Origin of the sequence: Streptomyces sp. Ncost-T10-10d, assembly GCF_900091955.1 — a bacterium.
Lineage (GTDB): Bacteria > Actinomycetota > Actinomycetes > Streptomycetales > Streptomycetaceae > Streptomyces.
On record NZ_FMDF01000224.1, the window covers coordinates 114,216 to 132,500 of the forward strand.

Sequence of the window (18,285 nt, forward strand, 5' to 3'; positions counted from 1 at the left end):
GCGCCGACTCATACATCCGGCGCACCGACGACGCGCGGACGGCAGGCCCTGTGACAGGGCTGTGACAGTCGGGGGACAGCGCGATGAAACTGCCCCGGCAAGCTCATTGGCACAAGGAACGGACGGACTCCACCGATGGGGGGCGCGAGATGAACGCAACTCACAGCACCACCGCAAGCGCAGTTGTCACGCGTCTCCACGATGTCGGCCGGAGCACCGAGAAGTCCGGCGCCGGAGGGGGTGCCTCCCTGCTCGAGCGGAGCCGAGAGCTCGGGGGAGGGCGGGGGTGCGTTCGTGGTGCCGGGCGTCAGCACATGCCGTACATGACGGTGGTTGACGCGCCTGCGGGGGCCAACGGGGGAAGCAACGGGGGAGCCGCGTACGGGGAGGTCATGGGGGAGCGGAAGTCCCCGGCACAGGTCGAGGACGCCGAAACGGCGTTCACGGCCTACGTCCGGGAGCGCCGCGCCTCCCTGTACGCAACCGCCTACCACCTGACCGGAGACCGGTTCGAGGCCGAGGATCTGCTGCAGAGCGCCCTCTTCTCGACGTACCGGGCGTGGGACCGGATCAGCGACAAGGCGGCGGTCGGTGGCTATCTGCGCCGCACCATGACCAACCTGCACATCAGCGCCTGGCGCAGGCGCAAGCTCAACGAGTACCCGACCGAGGAGCTGCCGGAGACGGCGGGCGACACGGACGCGATGCGCGGCACGGAACTGCGCGCCGTGCTCTGGCAGGCGCTGGCGCGGCTGCCGGAACTCCAGCGCACGATGCTGGTCCTGCGCTACTACGAGGGCCGCACCGACCCGGAGATCGCAGCCATACTCGACATCAGTGTCGGCACGGTGAAGTCCAGCATCTGGCGGTCGCTCCGCCGGCTGCGCGAGGACGAGGTCCTCAGCTTCGGCCGTGACGAGGAGGAGTCCTTCGGCGAGCTGGTGGCCTGAGGGGACGGGGGGATACGGGGGAAAGCGGGGCCGCTGCTTCGGGGGAGGCGGCGGTGCACGGGGGTACGGGGGAAGTGCTGCGGGGTCGGACGGGCCGGGGGGTCCAGTCCGGCCCCGTCGGCATGTGCGCAAGACCGAGCCCCCTCCGGCGATCGAGGAGCGGGGGCCCGGGGGCACGGCGCCCCCGGTCACGGGAAGCCCGCTACACGGTCCCCCGCGCCGCGGACGCCCGCCGGCAGCGTCCCGCCGCCGCGGCGGCCAGCCGTCCCAGTGCCTCCTCCTTGCCGCACGGGTACGCACCCAGCGCCGTCTGCCGCGCCACGATGCGCCGTTCCGCCCGCATCAGCCGCCACCCCCGCCGCAGCAGGAACGGCACCGACTTCCGTCCCTCCCGCAGATCCCGCAACAGCCGGCGGCGGAACGTCGTCGTCGGACGGCCGCGCAGGCACAGCGCGTCGGCGAGCACGCCCAGCTCCTGACACCGATCGACTATGTCCGCCGCGAAGATCCCCTCGGCCACGAACAGCGGTGTCCGCTCGATGTGGAGGGCCTCCCGGTCGACCCGGGAGCTCGTGGCGATGTCGTACACCGGGACGTTCGTACGCCCCGTGCGGCACAGCTCCATGATCGCGGCGACCGCCGCATCGGCGTCCCAGGACTGTGCGGAGTCCCAGTCGATGTCCATACTGCCGGGAACGAGCGGCAGCGTGGGGTCGTCGCCCTCCTTGTAGAAGTCGTCCAGGCGCAGCACCGGCAGGTCGGTGCGGGCGGCGAGGGAGGACTTGCCGGAGCCGGAAGGGCCGGCGAGCAGTACGACGCGGGTCGGGATCGGTTGGGAATTCACAGGACACGAGTGTGAGGCATTGACCCGCGCAGGGGATCCCCCGGTACCTGTGTTGGTATCGAGCATCACACCTCAACTACTCTACGCACTCAGATGGTTACTCGATCGCCACGATCAGGTGGGAAATCCATGGCACGTCACGCACTTTCCAAGTCCCGGCGCCGCACCCTGCTGCGGGCAGGTCTGACCGTCACCGCGGTGGGAGCCGCGCTCGGTGCGGGGGGTGCGGCGGCCCAGGCGGCGCCGCTGCCCCTCGCACCGGCCGCGGGCGCCGACAGCAGCCTCGGCGGGGTCGGTGAGGCGACCGGGACGCTCGGGCACTCGCTCAGGAACGGCATCGCACCGGTGACACATCTGCCCCTCGACCCGCTGGCCGGTACGGGCGCGGACCCGCTGGACAACGAGGTGGCAACGCAGGTCGCCGACTTCAAGCCGGTCTCCACGGCCGCCGTCACCGACCCGCTGACCAGCGGGGGCGCGCTGAAGGACCTGCCGGTGGTGGGGCAGGCGACAGGGGTGCTGCACGGCTGAGAGCCTGTCGGGTGACCTCTGATCGGGCGGCCACGCCCTGGCACGCACGCTTCCCGCGTTACCGAAATGCCCTAGTAGCTCCGCTACAAGGGCATCCCGCCGCCTTGGAATCGCACGCACCAGACCGCGTCCGCTATCCGATCGAAGGTCACCCGACAGGCTCTGAGGCGGACGCCGGCACGGACACGGCCCGCCCCTCCGGGATTCCGGAGGGACGGGCCGTCGTCACGCGGTCAGTACGACGATCCCGAGGCGCCCAGTGCGCCCGTCGGGTGCCAGACCGTCTTCGTCTCCAGGAAGGCCGTCAGGCGTCGGGTGCCCGGATCGGCCGACCAGTCGAAGGTGCCGCCTTCGTCCACAGGCTGTGGGCGAAGGACTCGCTTCAGGTTGTCCGCCGCAGCGATCTCCAGCTCCTTCGCCAGAGCGGCGTCCGCGCCCGTGAGGTCGATGGCGTTCACGTCCTGGTGGGACGCGAGCGGTGCCGCGATCTCCGCCGTCTTCCCGGACAGGATGTTGACCACGCCGCCAGGCAGGTCGGAGGTGGCCAGCACCTCGCCCAGGGACAGGGCCGGCAGCGGGGAGTCCGCCGAGGCGATGACGACCGCCGTGTTGCCGGTCGCGATCACCGGGGCGATCACCGAGACCAGGCCCAGGAAGGAGGACTTCTGGGGCGCCAGCACCGTGACCACACCGGTCGGCTCGGGCGTGGACAGATTGAAGAACGGGCCCGCGACCGGGTTCGCCCCGCCCACGACCTGGCCGATCTTGTCGGTCCAGCCCGCGTACCAGACCCAGCGGTCGATCGCCGCGTCCACGACGGCCGCCGCCTTGGACTTCGACAGGCCCTCCGCGTCCGCCACTTCCCGTACGAACTGGTCCTTGCGGCCCTCCAGCATCTCCGCGACGCGGTAGAGGATCTGGCCGCGGTTGTACGCCGTCGCGCCCGACCAGCCGCCGAACGCCTTGCGGGCGGCCACGACCGCGTCGCGCGCGTCCTTGCGGGAGGACTGGGGGGCGTTCGCCAGCCACTTGCCCTTGGAGTCCGTCACCTCGTACACCCGGCCGCTCTCGGAGCGGGGGAACTTGCCCCCGACGTACAGCTTGTAGGTCTTGAAGACGCTCAGACGGTTATCGGACATCGAGGTACGCCTCCAGGCCGTGACGACCGCCTTCGCGGCCGAAGCCCGACTCCTTGTAGCCGCCGAAGGGCGAGGTCGGGTCGAACTTGTTGAACGTGTTGGCCCAGACGACGCCCGCCCGGAGCTTGTTCGCCACCGCGAGGATGCGGGAGCCCTTCTCCGTCCAGATGCCGGCCGAGAGGCCGTACTGGCTGTTGTTGGCCTTGGCGACCGCCTCGTCGGGCGTACGGAACGACAGCACCGACAGCACCGGGCCGAAGATCTCGTCGCGGGCGATGGTGTGTGCCTGGGTGACGTTCGTGAACAGCGTCGGGGCGAACCAGTAGCCGGAAGAGGGAAGTTCACAGGGGGCGGACCAGCGTTCGGCGCCCTCCGCCTCGCCCGTCCCGACGAGCGCGGTGATCCGGGCGAGCTGCTCCGCGGAGTTGATCGCGCCGATGTCGGTGTTCTTGTCCAGCGGGTCGCCGAGCCGGAGAGTGGACAGTCGGCGCTTCAGGGCGTCCAGCAGCTCGTCCTGGATCGACTCCTGGACGAGCAGGCGCGAGCCCGCGCAGCAGACCTGGCCCTGGTTGAAGAAGATGCCGGTGACGATGCCCTCGACGGCCTGGTCGATCGGGGCGTCGTCGAAGACGATGTTGGCGCCCTTGCCGCCCAGTTCCAGGGTGACCTTCTTGTCCGTACCGGCGATCTGGCGGGCGATGGCCTTGCCGACCGCGGTCGAGCCGGTGAAGGCGACCTTGTTGACGTCCTCGTGCTCGACGAGGGCGGCGCCCGCGTCCCCGTACCCGGTGAGGATGTTCACGACACCCTTCGGCAGGCCCGCCTGGCGGCAGATGTCCGCGAAGAAGAGCGCGGAGAGCGGGGTCGTCTCGGCGGGCTTGAGGACCACCGTGTTGCCGGTGGCGAGTGCCGGGGCGATCTTCCAGGCCAGCATGAGGAGCGGGAAGTTCCACGGGATGATCTGGCCCGCGACGCCGAGGGGGCGGGGGTTCGCGCCGTAGCCGGCGTGGTCGAGCTTGTCGGCCCAGCCCGCGTAGTAGAAGAAGTGCGCCGCGACCAGGGGGAGGTCCGCGTCGCGCGTCTCCTTGATCGGCTTGCCGTTGTCGAGGGTTTCGAGAACGGCGAGCTCGCGGCTGCGCTCCTGGATGATCCGGGCGATCCGGAAGAGGTACTTGGCGCGCTCGGAACCGGGCAGCGCCGACCACTTCTCGAAAGCCTTCCGGGCCGCCTTCACGGCCCGGTCGACGTCCGCGGCGCCGGCCTGCGCGACCTCGGAGAGCACCTCTTCGCTGCTCGGCGAGACCGTCTTGAAAACCTTGCCGTCGGCCGCGTCGGTGAACTCGCCGTCGATGAACAGGCCGTACGAGGGCGCGATGTCGACGACCGAGCGCGACTCGGGGGCGGGGGCGTACTCGAATGCAGATGCCATGGGGATCAGTCCACCGTCACGTAATCGGGGCCGGAGTAACGGCCGGTGCTGAGCTTCTGGCGCTGCATCAGCAGATCGTTCAGCAGGCTGGAGGCGCCGAAGCGGAACCAGTGGTTGTCCAGCCAGTCCTCGCCCGCGGTCTCGTTCACCAGCACCAGGAACTTGATCGCGTCCTTGGAGGTACGGATGCCGCCGGCCGGCTTCACACCGATCTGTACGCCGGTCTGCGCCCGGAAGTCGCGCACGGCCTCCAGCATCAGCAGGGTGTTCGCGGGCGTGGCGTTGGTGCCCACCTTGCCGGTCGACGTCTTGATGAAGTCGGCGCCCGCCAGCATGCCGAGCCAGGAGGCGCGGCGGATGTTGTCGTACGTGGACAGCTCGCCGGTCTCGAAGATCACCTTCAGCCGGGCGTCGGGGCCGTCGGCCCGCGCGCACTCGGCCTTCACGGCGAGGATCTCCTCGTACACCTTGAGGTAACGGCCGGAGAGGAAGGCGCCCCGGTCGATCACCATGTCGATCTCGTCGGCCCCGGCGGCAACGGCGTCGCGGACATCCGCGAGCTTGACGTCGAGCGCGGCGCGGCCGGCGGGGAAGGCCGTCGCCACGGATGCCACCTTCACGCCGGAACCGGCCAGCGCGGCGACGGCGGTCGCCGCCATGTCGGGGTAGACGCAGACCGCCGCGGTGCGCGGGGTCGTGCGGTCGGTCGGGTCGGGATGGACGGCCTTGGCGGCGAGAGCCCGGACCTTGCCCGGGGTGTCCGCGCCTTCCAGCGTCGTCAGGTCGATCATCGAGATGGCCAGGTCGATGGCGTACGCCTTGGCCGTCGTCTTGATCGAACGGGTTCCGAGGGACGCGGCGCGCGCTTCGAGGCCGACGGCGTCGACGCCGGGCAGCCCGTGCAGGAAGCGGCGCAGCGCACTGTCGGACGCGGTCGCGTCGGAGAGGGGGGTACCTCCCTGCTCGAACGCAGCTGAGAGCTCGGGGGAGGGAGCAGTGGTGGGCATGGTCACCAGAGGAGCATATCTACGCGCGTAGCGACCTGTACAGGGGGCCTGCTCATCCGCGCGTCGCACAGTACCGCGGCGGCCGCCCCGGCGCCCCTTGCGCACGTCAGGCAGAATCGGGCCCATGACGAGCCCCACACCTCCTGCCGAGCCCACCTACGCCGACCGGACCTTCCGGTCGCCCGCCGGGATCGCCGGGGGTGTCCTGCTGCTTCTCCTCATCTGCTGGATCGGCGGGGACGCCGCGTTCCGGGGCGACGGCCGGGTGCCGTGGCTGGCGCTGGCCGGACTGCTGACCGCGGTGCCGCTGGTCGTCGCGTTCACGCTGCGGCCCGTCGTCCTCGCCAACGAGCAGCGCATCAAGATCCGTAACCCGTTCCGGACGATCACCATGCCGTGGACGGCTGTCGCGGATCTGCGGGCCGGGTATTCGAGCGAGCTGTTCGCCGAGGACGGCACCAAGTACCAGCTGTGGGCGGTACCCGTGTCGCTGCGCCAGCGGAAGAAGGCGGCCAGGCAGCAGTCCCGGCGGTCGATCGACGACCCGTACGACCGCACTTCCGTGCACGCGGACGTCCGTGACACCAAGTCCCGGATGGCGACGGCCGACCGGACCATGGCGGATCTGCGGGAGCTGGTGGAGCGGGCGAAGACGGGGGCGGGTTCGGTGAAGCCGTCCGGGTCCGCGGCGACTTCGGACTCTTCGGCGTCCTCGGTCTCGGTGCGCTGGGCGTACGAGGTGATCGCGCCGGCGGTGGTGGGCGCGGTGTTGCTGGTGGTGCTGCTCGCGACGGGGTGAATTCGGTGACGGCACCTACCCGGTGGGCCTGCCGGTCCGGTTCTGAGGCGGGACGGCGGGCGGCGGGGGCTCCGGGAGCAGTTCCGTGCCGCGGTCCCGGGCGCGCGTGGCACGGTCCGAAGACGCGGAGACCGCCGATTCCGCCGTCGGCCTCCCCGCGGTGGCGCGGCGAGGCGCTCGCAGACGCCGGGACGGGACGGTCAGCACACCGAGGCAGGCGATGACGAGCACGATCCCGGCCCAGCCGAGGGCGGGCAGGTGCTCGCCCACGACCAGGACCGCGAACACAGCCGCCACGGCGGGCTCCAGCAGGGACAGGGTCGTCGCGGTGCTGACGGGGATGCGGGACAGGCCGAACCCGAACAGGACGTACCCGGCGAACATCGGCACCAGCGCCATGTAGAGGCCGACGCCCGCATTCGTCCAGGAGGCGACCAGCGGTGCGCCGGTGGCCGACAGTACCGGCACGAGCATCAGGCCGCCGAGTCCGAACACCGCTCCCATGGCCGCGCGCGAGGTGACGCCGCGTGTGATGAGACGGTGCGCGGCCCACGCGTACACGGCGTACGTCACGCCGGCGAGCAGCCCGAGCCCCACCCCGGCGACGGTCCGCTCGGCAGACCCCGTACCGGTGCCGGAGCCGCCCTGGGTGGCCTCGGCCGCACACAGCAGTACGGTGCCGGCCAGCCCGAGGGCGGCACCGGCCATCCATCGCCGGGACAGGCGCTGCCCGTCGACGATCCGCTCGATCAAGGCCGATGCCAGCGGGGCCGAGCCGATGGACACGACCGTTCCCACCGCGACACCGGCCAGATGCATGGAGGTGTAGAAGGCCGGCGGATACAGAGCCACGCCCGATCCCCCGACGAGCACGATCCGCCACTGGGCCCTGAGCGCCGCGCGGGCCTGCGCGATGCGAGGCCCGGCCACCAGGGCCTGCAGCAGACCGCCCAGGCCCATCGCCGCGGCGCCGATCGCCAGCGGCCCCACCTGCGGTGCGAAGGTCGCCGCAGTGCCTGTGGTGCCCCACAGCACCGAGGCCAGCAGCACGGCGAGTGCGCCCGCCCCCGGTCCGGCCGCAGTGCGACCGGCGCGCCCCATCACAGGCCGTCCACCAGGCGCGCCGCCATCTCGCGTGCGCTCCGCATGCGTACGTCGTCTCCTTCGAGGCCCGCGCGCACGATGGCCCCTTCGAGCAGGAACGCCAGGTGTTCCGCTGCGGCGCGGGCCTTCTCGTCCTGGCCGGGCAACAGCTCCTGGAGGTGGGTGGCGAGCAGGCTCTCGACCTCCTCCTTGTGGTGGCGCACCACCGTCCGGCCCTCGTGTCCGGTGGGCAGTTCGGCGGCCGCGTTGAGCAGCCCGCATCCGCGGAAGCCGTGCTCGTAGGCGAGACCCGCATGGTCGGCGTAGGCATCGAAGACGGCCAGTACGGCCTCCCGCGCGCCCTGCGCGCCGACCAGACGCCGCCGGTAGAGGCCGAGCCACTCCTCGTGCCGGGCCTGGAGGTAGGCGGAGACGAGGTCGGCCTTGGAGGCGAAGTTGTTGTAGAGGCTCATTTTCGCCACACCGGCCTCGGCGGTGATCGTGTCGATCCCGGTCGCCGCCACACCGTCGGCGTAGAACCGTCGCGCCGCGGCCTCGAGAATCCGCCCGCGCGCAGGCCCCTGCCGCCGCTTCCCCGGCTGCTTTCCGGTGGCCCTCGCGTCAGTCATACCTGCTCCCTCTCCAGAGATTAGGTAGACCAGTCTACCTAATCTTTTGGGCGCGGCCAGTGAATGCTGCCGCCGGGGCGGGACTGTGGCGATCCGGTGCAGGAGGTAACCCCTTCCCGCGAGCGGACGGTTCCCGTCTGGCAAGATCGTGCGCTCGAACACGCCCCGGCTGTACGGGCTTTGCCGCCCGGCCGGGCAACGGGAATGTTTCAACGGGGAGATCGAAGAAGATATGCGCACGTGGAATCGTGCTGTGCCGGCGGCGGTGGGCGCCTTGGCGCTGGCCGTGGTGCTGACCGGTTGCAACGGCTCGGATTCGGGGAAAGGCGGGCTCGATTCCGGCTCCTCCTCGTCGGAGGACAGGACGACCTACCGTCTGGGCGAGGCCAGCCCGCCGCAGGAAAGCGCCATGCAGAACTCGAAGGGCAGCAAGTTCACGGTCACGCCCACGAAGGTGCAGACCGGAACGAAGGCCGACATGGACAACTCCGGCCTGGACAAGGACAAGGACGAGGCCCCCAAGGTCCCCGTGTATGTGTGGTCCACCCTCACCCACAAGAGCGGCAAGCCCATGGAAGTCGGCGACATGGACGACGACCTGGTCGTCAAGACGGACAAGGGGGAGCGCACCAAGGCCCTCATCGTCATCATGGGTGACGCCAAGTGGCCGAACTGCCCGGCGCCGGACACCGGGAAGAAGATGAGTCCGGGACAGTCGGAGAAGATCTGCACTGCCTTCCTCATCCCCGAGGGCCAGAAGGCCGCCGCGGTCCAACTGAGTCAGGGCTTCTACAAGGACCCACTGGAGTGGCCGGTCAAGAACTGACGCTCGGCCGGGGCCCGGCCCGATGGCCGGGCCTTCTCTGTTCGACGGAGTGCGCGCACCCGAGACGGAGGGTGCGCGCACTCCACCGCCCTGCTCGCCCGTTTCCTGGAGCGCCGGGTGCAGTGGCGCGACGACCTGACGGAAGACCGGTCCGCCCGATCGCGTTCCCGATGCGCCGGCCGTGCGGATGCTGCCCGGCTAGTGCTCCGGGAGCCGGGCCCAGAAGTGGTTGACGATGTCGTCGATGTAGCGTCGCCCGTTTTCGCCGGAGGCGGTGGTGCCGCCGGCTCGGCTGAGGGTGGCGGCCATGAGGGTCTGGTACTCGTGGTGCATGTCGCGCAGGGGGTCTTGCAGGTCGCGGCGTTCCGTGGAGATGAGGCGGGCGATGGCACGGATGTGGGCCTGCCAACGAGTGGAGACGGCTTCGGTGAGGAGGCGGGCGAGTTCGTCCTCCAGGCCGGTGATGGCGATGAAGTCGCGTGGGGGCAGGTTGAGGGCGGCGCCGAGTTTGGCGGACTGTCGTTTGTCGCCCGTCCATCGGCCGGTTTCTTCCATCTGGTGGTAGGCGTCGAGGGTGAGGCCGGTGGCGCGGGCGACGTCCTCGACGGCCAGTCCGCGGGCGAGACGGTGTTCACGCAAGGTGCGGGGAGCGCCCATGAGTTCGTGGGGGTTGCACCACAGGGCACCGGCCAGGGCGGTGAGTTCGCCGGCGGTGGGCAGTGCGGTGCCGCGTTCCCACGCGGTGATGTGGTCGGGGGTGATGTGGGTCGTGCCGTAGGAGGCGCGCATGCCGTAAGCGACGTGGCCGGGGGCCATCCCGAGTTTCTCGCGCAGGATGCGGGCGGCGCGCGCGTTGAAGGGGAGCGGTGGATGCACGGACCGAGAGTAGGGAGTCACCCGGGGTGAACTCCATGGCCGCTGTCGCCCGCATCCCGGTTTGACTGGATAGGTCGCCGGTGATTTTGGAGGAACCGACAGGGGGCGGTGCAGGAAGGTCAACTAATGGATTCTGCAAAGCGATTGAGATCACGTCCCTGCCGCGTATGATCCGCTCGCAAGGCGCCGTATGTATGTTCGTACAACCGACTGACACACGCTTCCGGCGCCACTGCCATGTTGTCCCTCGCACTTGCAGGTCCAGGAGACGCAGTCATGCACACCAGCACGACAGGCCCGGCCGAAGCGCCGACAGTCAGACCCGGCGGCCCGCTCAACCGGTTCTTCCGCATCGGTGAACGCGGCTCGACGTACGGCCGTGAGATACGCGGCGGGTTCGCCACTTTCTTCACCATGGCGTACATCCTCGTACTCAACCCGATCATCCTAAGCAGTACCGAGGACAAGTTCGGTCACCAGCTGGACGCCGGTCAACTGGCAACCGCCACGGCCCTGGTGGCCGCCGTCATGACCGTGATCATGGGTGTGGGTGGCAACCTGCCGCTCGCTCTGGCTGCGGGCCTGGGTCTCAACGCCGTCACCGCCTTCCAGATCGCCCCGCTGATGGGCTGGGACGACGCGATGGGCCTCATCGTGCTCGAAGGCCTGCTGATCTGCGTACTGGTGATGACCGGCCTGCGCGAGGCCATCATGCACGCCATTCCGCAACCTCTCAAACAAGCCATCAGCGTCGGCATCGGCCTGTTCATCGCCTTCATCGGCTTCGTGGACGCCGGGTTCGTCACCCGCATCCCGGACGCCGCGAACACCACCGTGCCCGTTCAGATCGGCACAGGCACCCTCACCGGCTGGCCCATGCTCGTCTTCTGTCTCGGCGTGCTGATGACGATCGTCCTCCTGGCCCGCAAGGTGCAGGGCGCCATCCTCATCAGCATCGTCGTGATGACCGTCGTCGCCGTCGTCATCAACGGGATTGCCGACATCAAGTCCTGGGGTCTGACCGAGCCCTCGCTGCCCGACAAGCCCGTCGCCACACCCGACTTCGGACTCCTGGGCAAGTTCGATCTGTTCGGCTCGTTCGGTCAGGTCAGCGTGCTGACCGTCGTCCTGCTCGTCTTCACTCTCATCCTGTCCGACTTCTTCGACACGATGGGAACCGTCGTCGGCGTCACGGCCGAAGCCGGACTCCTCGACGAGCGCGGCCAGGTCCCCGGTCTGGGCCGTGTGCTGCTCATCGACGGCGCAGCCGCCGTCGTCGGCGGCGCCGCCTCCGCCTCGTCCGCCACCACCTACATCGAGTCCGCCGCCGGTGTCGGCGAAGGCGCACGCACCGGCTTCGCCAACCTCATCACCGGCGGCCTGTTCGCCCTCGCCCTCTTCTTCACCCCCGTTCTGACCATCGTGCCCCTCCAGGCTGCGGCCCCCGCCCTCATCGCGGTCGGGTTCCTGATGATGACCCAGGTCAAACACATCGACTGGGACCGGTACGAACTCGCCATCCCCGCCTTCCTGACCATCGCCGTCATGCCGTTCACCTACTCCATCACCAACGGCATCGGCGCCGGCTTCCTCGCCTACGTGGTCATCAAGGCGTGCCTGGGCAAGGCCCGCGAAGTCCACTGGCTGCTCTGGGGCACCGCGGCGCTCTTCCTCGTCTACTTCGCCATCGACCCGCTGGAGCAGCTGCTCAACATCAAGTAGCCGACGTGGCGGACCTGAAACGGAGCGGGGGACGGCCCGAACTCTCCCGCATCCGCGTGGATGACACCGACCTTCATCGATCGAAGGCAAGGCCGGTGCGCAATCGCCTCCAGGTGTTCGTGCACAGGGTCGACAAGCACGTTCTCGGTTCTTCCGGTGCGCCGGTCCTGCCAAGTGCACGAGGTGTGAACGTCAGCCGAGCGCACAGGCCCGGCCGTTCGCGGCCGAGAGGGTGACGCACGCATCAGGTACGGGACGTTCCCGTGAGCCGGGCGGCGCGACCGGTCAGATCCCGGCCGCCGCCGCCAGGTCCCGCTTGATCCCGGCGAGCAGCTCCGCACCCTTCGCGCGCGCCTCGGGCAGCTCGTCCACCGAGCCGACCGGCACCACGACCTCCAGGTAGCACTTGAGCTTCGGCTCGGTGCCGCTCGGGCGGACGATCACCCGGGCGCCCTGGAGGTGGTAGCGCAGCCCGTCGGTGGGCGGCAGCTGCTCGGTGCCCTGCGACAGATCCTCGGCCGAGGTGACGGCGAGACCGGCGAGCGCGGTCGGAGGCTGCTCGCGCAGCTGCCGCATGGCGTCCGCGATGACCGACAGGTCCTCCACCCGGACCGACAGCTGGTCGGTGGCGTGCAGCCCGTGCTCGACCGCGATGTCGTCGAGCAGGTCGAGGAGCGTACGCCCCTGCTCCTTGAGCACGGAGGCCAGTTCGGCGACGAGCAGCGCGGCAGTGATGCCGTCCTTGTCGCGTACGCCTTCCGGGTCGACGCAGTAGCCGAGCGCCTCCTCGTACCCGTACCGCAGACCGTCCACGCGGGCGATCCACTTGAAGCCGGTGAGCGTCTCCTCGTAGCCGAGGCCGGCCTTCTCGGCGATCCGGCCGAGCAGCGACGACGACACGATCGACTCGGCGAGGACGCCGGTGGCACCCCGGGCGACCAGATGAGCGGCGAGCAGCGCCCCGACCTCGTCGCCGCGCAGCATCCGCCAGCCGCCGTCGGCGGCGGGGTCCGGGACGGCGACGGCGCAGCGGTCGGCGTCCGGGTCATTGGCGATGACGAGGTCGGGGTCCGTACGGCGTGCGGTGGCGAAGGCGAGATCCATCGCGCCGGGCTCTTCCGGATTGGGGAAGGCGACGGTGGGGAACGCCGGGTCGGGCTCCGCCTGCTCGGCGACGAGCACGGGCTCCGGGAACCCGGCCCGGGCGAAGGCGGCGGTCAGCACGGAGGTGCCGACGCCATGCATCGCGGTGTACACGACCTGGGCGGTGCGCGGCGATCCGTCGGCGAGCACGGCGTCCGTGCGGGCCAGGTAGGCCGCCAGGACCTCGTCACCGAGGGTCTCCCAGCCTTCGTCGGGGCGGGCCACGCCGTCGAGCGGGCCGACCGCGGCGATCGCGGCGGCGATCTCGCCGTCCGCCGGGGGGACGATCTGTGAGCCGTCGCCGAGATAGACCTTGTAGCCGTTGTCGCGCGGCGGATTGTGGCTGGCGGTCACCTCGACACCCGCGACGGCGCCCAGGTGCCGTATGGCGTATGCCAGCACAGGAGTGGGGAGCGGGCGGGGGAGTACCGCCGCGCGCAGGCCCGCGCCGGTCATCACGGCCGCGGTGTCGCGGGCGAAGTCGGCGGACTTGTAGCGGGCGTCGTACCCGATGACGACGAGCCCGCCGGTCTGTCCCTCGGCCTTGAGGTAGGCGGCGAGTCCGGCCGCGGCGCGGATGACGACCGCGCGGTTCATCCGCATCGGCCCGGCCCCCAGCTCACCGCGGAGCCCGGCCGTGCCGAACTGCAGCGTGCCGGCGAACCGTGCGGAGAGTTCGTCGAGGTCCGCGGTGTCGATGAGCTCGGCGAGCTCGTCACGGGTCTCGGGATCGGGGTCCTCCGCGAGCCACGTCCTGGCCTGTGCGATGAGGTCCTGCTGCACGGTGTCCGCCTTTCTGCGGGGTGGGGTGGGTTACGGGGGTGCTGCCTCAGGACCCCCGCTCCTCGATCGCCGGAGCGGCTTGCTTCTCGGCCTCGCCGGCGTCTGGGGCGCGGGGCCCGGGACGGAGCCCCGGTTCGGGAAGGGGCGGGGCGGAGAACAGGCCGCCGCGGGCGCCACGCACACCCGGCCCCGCACCCCGCGGCCCACGTCCCCGGCTCAGATCCGTTCAAGCACCCGTGCCAGCAACGCCCCCATCCGCGTAGCGGAATCCCGCCCAGCCTGCAGCACCTCTTCGTGGTTGAGCGGCTCCCCGCTCAGCCCCGCCGCCAGGTTCGTGACCAGCGAAATGCCCAGCACCTCGGCTCCCGCCTCCCGTGCGGCGATCGCCTCCAGCACGGTGGACATGCCGACCAGGTCGCCGCCCATGACACGGACCATGTTGATCTCGGCCGGGGTCTCGTAGTGCGGACCGGGGAACTGCACGTAGACACCCTCTTCGAGGGTCTCGTCGACCTCCTTGCACAGCGCGCGCAGCCGCGGCGAGTACAGGTCGGTCAGGTCGACGAAGTTGGCGCCGACGATGGGGGACGCCGCGGTCAGGTTGATGTGGTCGCTGATCAGGACCGGCTGCCCCGGGCGCATGCCTTCGCGCAGACCGCCGCAGCCGTTCGTCAGGACGACGGTCTTGCAGCCGGCGGCGACGGCGGTCCGGACCCCGTGCGCCACGGCGGCGACGCCGCGGCCCTCGTAGAAGTGCGTGCGGCCGAGGAAGACCAGGGCGCGCTTCTCGCCGATCCGGTACGAGCGGATCGTGCCGCCGTGCCCCTGCACGGCGGGCGCCGGGAAACCGGGCAGGTCGGTCACCGGGAACTCGGCCTCCGGAGTGCCGAGCGCCTCGCCCGCAGGTGCCCAGCCGGAACCCATCACGAGCGCGACGTCGTGGGTCTCGGCACCGGTCAGCTCGCGCAGGCGGGCAGCGGCGTCGGCGGCGGCGGCGTACGGGTCGCCCTGGATGTTGTCCGGAATAACTGATGCGTTCACGCGGATGAGGGTAGCCGGTGATTCCCTACGCGCGTAGATGCCTATGCCTAGAGTCTGCACACGCTTCCTCGTACATTCACACAAAAGTGCTGGTCCGGCGGGTCAGCAGGGACGCTTGCGCAGTTCCATCACATAGTCGTGCGGCGCGCCCGCGGACTCCGCGGCGTCCGCGATCTCACCCAGATAGCGGGCGGACGGCAGGCCGCCCTCGTACCCGTTCAGCACATACATCCAGGCCGGCTCCTCGCCGTCCAGGGTGTGCACACGCACCCGCATCCGCCGGTAGATGTCGAGGCCGACGCCCTCCCACCGGTCCATGGAGTCCTCGTCCATCGGCGCCAGGTCGTACAGCGCCACGAAGACCTGGGAACGGGGGGCCTCCACCACCGTGGCGAGCGCGCCCTCCCAGCCCATCTGCTCCCCGCCGAAGGTCAGCCGCCAGCCGTTGAGCCAGCCGGTGCCGCGCAGCGGGGAATGCGGTGCGCGGCGCGTCATCAGCCGCGCGTCGAGGTTGCCGGCGTACGCGGCGTAGAGCGACATGGGGTCGAGGGTACGGGAGGCGGTGGGCGGATCGTCGATTCCTGTGAGGAAGACCCCTTACGGGGTTCCGTGCAGCGTTCCGCTTGCCGTCGCGGAACCCCATTGCGCACGCCCCGGCGCACGTATGGAGGGCCCCGGGGCGAAGCACCTTGGCGCGTGCGGGACAATGAAGTACGTACTGCATTCCCCGGGGCGACCCCCCGGACCCCCGGCCGGGGCAGCAGACGGCCGCGGGATGACACACGCGAGGCGGACTTTTCGTGACCCGGATCGTGATCATCGGCGGCGGACCCGGCGGGTACGAGGCGGCATTGGTGGGCGCCCAGCTCGGCGCGGAGGTGACCGTCGTCGACTGCGACGGCCTCGGCGGCGCGTCCGTGCTCACCGACTGCGTGCCCTCGAAGACCCTGATCGCGACGGCAGAGGTGATGACCACCTTCGACTCCTCGTACGAGGAGTTGGGCATCATCGTCGCCGACGACACGCCGCACATCGAGCAGGCGGCCCGTGTCGTCGGCGTCGACCTCGGCAAGGTCAACCGGCGTGTGAAGCGCCTGGCGCTCGCCCAGTCCCACGACATCACCGCCTCCGTCACGCGTGCGGGCGCGCGTGTGATGCGTGGTCGCGGCCGCCTCGACGGCCTCCAGGCCGCCGACGGCTCCCGCACGGTCGTCGTGACCGCCGCCGACGGTACGGAGGAGAGGCTCACCGCCGACGCCGTGCTGATCGCGACCGGTGGCCACCCCCGAGAGATTCCGGATGCGCTCCCCGACGGCGAGCGCATCCTGAACTGGACCCAGGTCTACGACCTCGACGAGCTCCCCGAGGAGCTCATCGTGGTCGGCTCCGGCGTGACGGGTGCCGAGTTCGCGGGCGCGTACCAGGCGCTCGGCTCACGCGTCACCCTCGTTTCGTCCCGTGACCGGGTGCTGCCGGGCGAGGACCCGGACGCGGCTGCCGTCCTGGAGGACGTCTTCCGGCGCCGTGGCATGAACGTCATGGCCCGCTCCCGCGCCCAGGCGGCGAAGCGTGTCGGCGACCGGGTCGAGGTCACCCTCGCCGACGGCCGGGTCATCTCCGGTTCGCACTGCCTGATGGCGGTCGGCGCGATCCCGAACAGCGCGGGCATGGGCCTGGAGGAGGCCGGGGTCAGGCTCAAGGAGTCCGGCCACATCTGGACCGACAAGGTCTCCCGCACCAGTGCCCCCGGCGTGTACGCGGCCGGTGACGTCACCGGGATCTTCGCCCTCGCCTCGGTCGCCGCCATGCAGGGCCGGATCGCGATGTACCACTTCCTCGGTGACGCGGTGGCCCCGCTGAACCTGAAGACGGTCTCCTCGAACGTCTTCACCGACCCCGAGATCGCCACCGTCGGCTACAGCCAGGCCGACGTCGACTCCGGCAAGATCGACGCCCGGGTGGTCAAGCTGCCGCTGCTGCGCAACCCGCGCGCCAAGATGCAGGGCATACGCGACGGTTTCGTCAAGATCTTCTGCCGGCCCGGCACCGGCATCGTGGTCGGCGGCTGTGTCGTCGCGCCTCGGGCGAGCGAGTTGATCCACCCCATCTCGATCGCGGTCGACAACAATCTGACGGTGGAACAGATCGCAAACGCTTTCACTGTGTATCCGTCCCTGTCGGGATCGATCGCGGAAGTGGCCCGTCAGTTGCACACCCGTAAGCTCGCGGGCGAGGCGTAAGCGCCCTCGGGAACCCGGCAATCCCCGGCCGATCCCGGCAACTCAGGTGGTCGGGTGACCGTCTGACGACCAGTACGGAACAACAACGGGGCCACCCATACCACTTGGTGGCCCCTTGTATGTACAACTTCTGTTATTCGGCGCAAACTGCTGAAAACGCTCGGGTGTCACGTTACTGTCAGTTTCGTGTTCGCTGCAGAACGTCGTCAGTTGATCCTCGAAATGGTGCGTGCCAACGGGGCGGTATCGCTCCGTGAGCTCGCCCGCGTCGTCCAGACCTCCGAAGTGACCGTACGGCGGGACGTGCGGGCGCTGGAGGCAGAAGGACTCCTCGACCGCCGGCACGGCGGTGCGGTTTTGCCGGGCGGTTTTACGCGGGAGTCCGGCTTTCCGCAGAAATCCCATCTCGCCACCGCCGAGAAGACGGCCATCGCCGACCTGGCCGCCGGTCTCGTCGAAGAGGGTGAGGCCGTCGTCGTCGGTGCCGGTACGACCACGCAGGAGCTGGCCCGCCGGCTCGCGCGGATCCCCGGTCTGACCGTCGTCACGAACTCGCTGCTGGTCGCCCAGGCGCTGGCCCATGCCAACCGGGTGGAAGTGGTGATGACCGGCGGCACCTTGCGCGGCTCCAACTACGCCTTGGTGGGCAGTGGGGCCGAGCAGTCCCTCCAGGGGCTGCGGGTCTCGCGAGCGTTCCTCTCCGGGAGCGGGCTCACCGCAGAACGCGGCCTCTCCACGTCCAACATGCTCTCCGCGAGCGTGGACCGGGCCCTGGTGCAGGCCGCGGCGGAGGTGGTGGTCCTGGCGGACCACACCAAGCTCGGCTCCGACACCATGTTCCAGACGGTGCCGACGGATCTCATCACCCGTCTGGTGACGGACGAACCGCCCGGCCACGACGACCGTGCCGCCACCGAGTTGCAGGCCCTGGCCGATCAGGGGGTGCAGATCGCGGTGGCCGGCGCCGGAAGCGGACCCGCACCGGCCGAGGCCCTCCCGCCGGGCCGCCAGGCCCGCCGCGACATGCCACTGCCCGGCCAGCGCCGTACGCGCGGGGGTGGTCCTGGCGGGCCCGGCCCGCAGCCGCTACGGAGCGCTGCGGTACTGGCGGAACAGGGGCAGGGGGATCGGGCGAGGGTGGCGGATCTGCGGCGCCGGTGAGGGAGGGGGTGCTTTTCCCGACCCGCCCTTTCCTGAACCGGGCCTCCGCGAAACCAAGCCCGTCCGGTGATTGAGGCCCGGG

At 70.3% G+C, this 18,285-nt stretch carries 17 protein-coding genes; 7 read left to right on the forward strand and 10 right to left on the reverse strand.

Translation table 11 applies throughout. The annotated features are described in order from the left end of the window. The first annotated feature begins 149 nt into the window (after positions 1-149). Entirely contained in the window at positions 150-950 is an 801-nt protein-coding gene (locus GA0115254_RS40210; RefSeq protein WP_093900201.1) for a SigE family RNA polymerase sigma factor, read from the forward strand. Positions 951-1,152: 202 nt separating this feature from the next. On the opposite strand, the gene GA0115254_RS40215 is transcribed toward GA0115254_RS40210, so the two are convergent. Next, positions 1,153-1,860: a uridine kinase family protein gene (locus GA0115254_RS40215; protein ID WP_093900202.1), complete on the reverse strand. Its 708-nt coding sequence runs from the start codon at positions 1,858-1,860 to the stop codon at positions 1,153-1,155. 63 nt (positions 1,861-1,923) lie between these two features. On the opposite strand from GA0115254_RS40215, the gene GA0115254_RS40220 reads away from it, so the two are divergent. After that, positions 1,924-2,325: a hypothetical protein gene (locus tag GA0115254_RS40220; protein WP_093900203.1), complete on the forward strand. Its 402-nt coding sequence runs from the start codon at positions 1,924-1,926 to the stop codon at positions 2,323-2,325. 233 nt (positions 2,326-2,558) lie between these two features. On the opposite strand, the gene GA0115254_RS40225 is transcribed toward GA0115254_RS40220, so the two are convergent. From GA0115254_RS40225 to deoC, 3 genes are read right to left on the reverse strand one after another with little or no spacing between them, the layout of a single operon-like run. Further along, entirely contained in the window at positions 2,559-3,464 is a 906-nt protein-coding gene (locus GA0115254_RS40225) for an aldehyde dehydrogenase family protein (protein ID WP_093900204.1), read from the reverse strand. Then, positions 3,454-4,893: an aldehyde dehydrogenase family protein gene (locus GA0115254_RS40230; protein WP_093900205.1), complete on the reverse strand. Its 1,440-nt coding sequence runs from the start codon at positions 4,891-4,893 to the stop codon at positions 3,454-3,456. The genes GA0115254_RS40225 and GA0115254_RS40230 overlap by 11 nt, the downstream gene beginning before the upstream one ends. A gap of 5 nt (positions 4,894-4,898) precedes the next feature. Next, positions 4,899-5,900: a deoxyribose-phosphate aldolase gene (gene deoC / locus GA0115254_RS40235; RefSeq protein WP_093900225.1), complete on the reverse strand. Its 1,002-nt coding sequence runs from the start codon at positions 5,898-5,900 to the stop codon at positions 4,899-4,901. A gap of 124 nt (positions 5,901-6,024) precedes the next feature. On the opposite strand from deoC, the gene GA0115254_RS40240 reads away from it, so the two are divergent. Next, on the forward strand, positions 6,025-6,699 hold the full coding sequence (locus tag GA0115254_RS40240) for a PH domain-containing protein (protein ID WP_093900206.1): 675 nt from the start codon (positions 6,025-6,027) through the stop codon (positions 6,697-6,699). A 15-nt stretch (positions 6,700-6,714) separates the two neighbouring features. Here GA0115254_RS40240 and GA0115254_RS40245 read toward each other — a convergent pair whose 3' ends face one another. Beyond that, positions 6,715-7,800 (reverse strand): DMT family transporter, encoded by a 1,086-nt coding sequence (locus tag GA0115254_RS40245; protein WP_176740487.1) that lies wholly within the window; start codon positions 7,798-7,800, stop codon positions 6,715-6,717. Beyond that, a complete protein-coding gene (locus GA0115254_RS40250) occupies positions 7,800-8,411 on the reverse strand; it encodes a TetR/AcrR family transcriptional regulator (RefSeq protein WP_093900207.1) in 612 nt (203 codons plus the stop codon). The genes GA0115254_RS40245 and GA0115254_RS40250 overlap by 1 nt, the downstream gene beginning before the upstream one ends. A 232-nt stretch (positions 8,412-8,643) precedes the next feature. On the opposite strand from GA0115254_RS40250, the gene GA0115254_RS40255 reads away from it, so the two are divergent. After that, on the forward strand, positions 8,644-9,237 hold the full coding sequence (locus GA0115254_RS40255; RefSeq protein WP_093900208.1) for a hypothetical protein: 594 nt from the start codon (positions 8,644-8,646) through the stop codon (positions 9,235-9,237). 198 nt (positions 9,238-9,435) lie between these two features. Here the strand turns inward: GA0115254_RS40255 and GA0115254_RS40260 are convergent, their stop codons facing one another. Then, the gene (locus tag GA0115254_RS40260) at positions 9,436-10,113 is read right to left on the reverse strand and encodes a helix-turn-helix domain-containing protein (RefSeq protein WP_176740488.1); all 678 of its coding nucleotides are present in this window, start codon (positions 10,111-10,113) and stop codon (positions 9,436-9,438) included. A gap of 276 nt (positions 10,114-10,389) precedes the next feature. Here GA0115254_RS40260 and GA0115254_RS40265 point away from each other — a divergent pair, with 276 nt between their 5' ends. Then, a complete protein-coding gene (locus tag GA0115254_RS40265) occupies positions 10,390-11,835 on the forward strand; it encodes an NCS2 family permease (RefSeq protein ID WP_093900209.1) in 1,446 nt (481 codons plus the stop codon). A gap of 285 nt (positions 11,836-12,120) precedes the next feature. Here GA0115254_RS40265 and GA0115254_RS40270 read toward each other — a convergent pair whose 3' ends face one another. The 3 genes from GA0115254_RS40270 to GA0115254_RS40280 all read right to left on the reverse strand — a co-directional run bounded on the left by GA0115254_RS40270 (position 12,121) and on the right by GA0115254_RS40280 (position 15,342). Next, complete coding sequence (locus GA0115254_RS40270; RefSeq protein WP_093900210.1) at positions 12,121-13,761, reverse strand: phospho-sugar mutase; 1,641 nt, start codon at positions 13,759-13,761, stop codon at positions 12,121-12,123. Between the two features lie 216 nt (positions 13,762-13,977). Continuing rightward, complete coding sequence (locus GA0115254_RS40275; RefSeq protein ID WP_093900211.1) at positions 13,978-14,802, reverse strand: purine-nucleoside phosphorylase; 825 nt, start codon at positions 14,800-14,802, stop codon at positions 13,978-13,980. Positions 14,803-14,904: 102 nt separating this feature from the next. Beyond that, positions 14,905-15,342 carry a gamma-glutamylcyclotransferase family protein gene (locus tag GA0115254_RS40280; protein WP_072486709.1) on the reverse strand — a complete coding sequence of 146 codons (438 nt, stop codon included), beginning with the start codon at positions 15,340-15,342 and terminating at the stop codon, positions 14,905-14,907. A 260-nt stretch (positions 15,343-15,602) separates the two neighbouring features. Here GA0115254_RS40280 and GA0115254_RS40285 point away from each other — a divergent pair, with 260 nt between their 5' ends. Further along, complete coding sequence (locus GA0115254_RS40285; protein WP_093900212.1) at positions 15,603-17,042, forward strand: NAD(P)H-quinone dehydrogenase; 1,440 nt, start codon at positions 15,603-15,605, stop codon at positions 17,040-17,042. Positions 17,043-17,228: 186 nt separating this feature from the next. Further along, positions 17,229-18,203: a DeoR/GlpR family DNA-binding transcription regulator gene (locus GA0115254_RS40290; protein ID WP_093900213.1), complete on the forward strand. Its 975-nt coding sequence runs from the start codon at positions 17,229-17,231 to the stop codon at positions 18,201-18,203. Positions 18,204-18,285 lie beyond the last annotated feature (82 nt).

Excerpts from the sequence above, each read along its gene's own strand:
- deoC (WP_093900225.1), bottom strand. The coding sequence starts at position 5,900 with ATGCCCACCACTGCTCCCTCCCCCGAGCTCTCAGCTGCGTTCGAGCAG.
- GA0115254_RS40250 (WP_093900207.1), bottom strand. The coding sequence starts at position 8,411 with ATGACTGACGCGAGGGCCACCGGAAAGCAGCCGGGGAAGCGGCGGCAG.
- GA0115254_RS40215 (WP_093900202.1), bottom strand. The coding sequence starts at position 1,860 with ATGCTCGATACCAACACAGGTACCGGGGGATCCCCTGCGCGGGTCAAT.
- GA0115254_RS40255 (WP_093900208.1), top strand. The coding sequence starts at position 8,644 with ATGCGCACGTGGAATCGTGCTGTGCCGGCGGCGGTGGGCGCCTTGGCG.
- GA0115254_RS40210 (WP_093900201.1), top strand. The coding sequence starts at position 150 with ATGAACGCAACTCACAGCACCACCGCAAGCGCAGTTGTCACGCGTCTC.
- GA0115254_RS40225 (WP_093900204.1), bottom strand. The coding sequence starts at position 3,464 with ATGTCCGATAACCGTCTGAGCGTCTTCAAGACCTACAAGCTGTACGTC.
- GA0115254_RS40230 (WP_093900205.1), bottom strand. The coding sequence starts at position 4,893 with ATGGCATCTGCATTCGAGTACGCCCCCGCCCCCGAGTCGCGCTCGGTC.
- GA0115254_RS40240 (WP_093900206.1), top strand. The coding sequence starts at position 6,025 with ATGACGAGCCCCACACCTCCTGCCGAGCCCACCTACGCCGACCGGACC.
- GA0115254_RS40280 (WP_072486709.1), bottom strand. The coding sequence starts at position 15,342 with ATGTCGCTCTACGCCGCGTACGCCGGCAACCTCGACGCGCGGCTGATG.
- GA0115254_RS40220 (WP_093900203.1), top strand. The coding sequence starts at position 1,924 with ATGGCACGTCACGCACTTTCCAAGTCCCGGCGCCGCACCCTGCTGCGG.
- GA0115254_RS40265 (WP_093900209.1), top strand. The coding sequence starts at position 10,390 with ATGCACACCAGCACGACAGGCCCGGCCGAAGCGCCGACAGTCAGACCC.
- GA0115254_RS40245 (WP_176740487.1), bottom strand. The coding sequence starts at position 7,800 with ATGGGGCGCGCCGGTCGCACTGCGGCCGGACCGGGGGCGGGCGCACTC.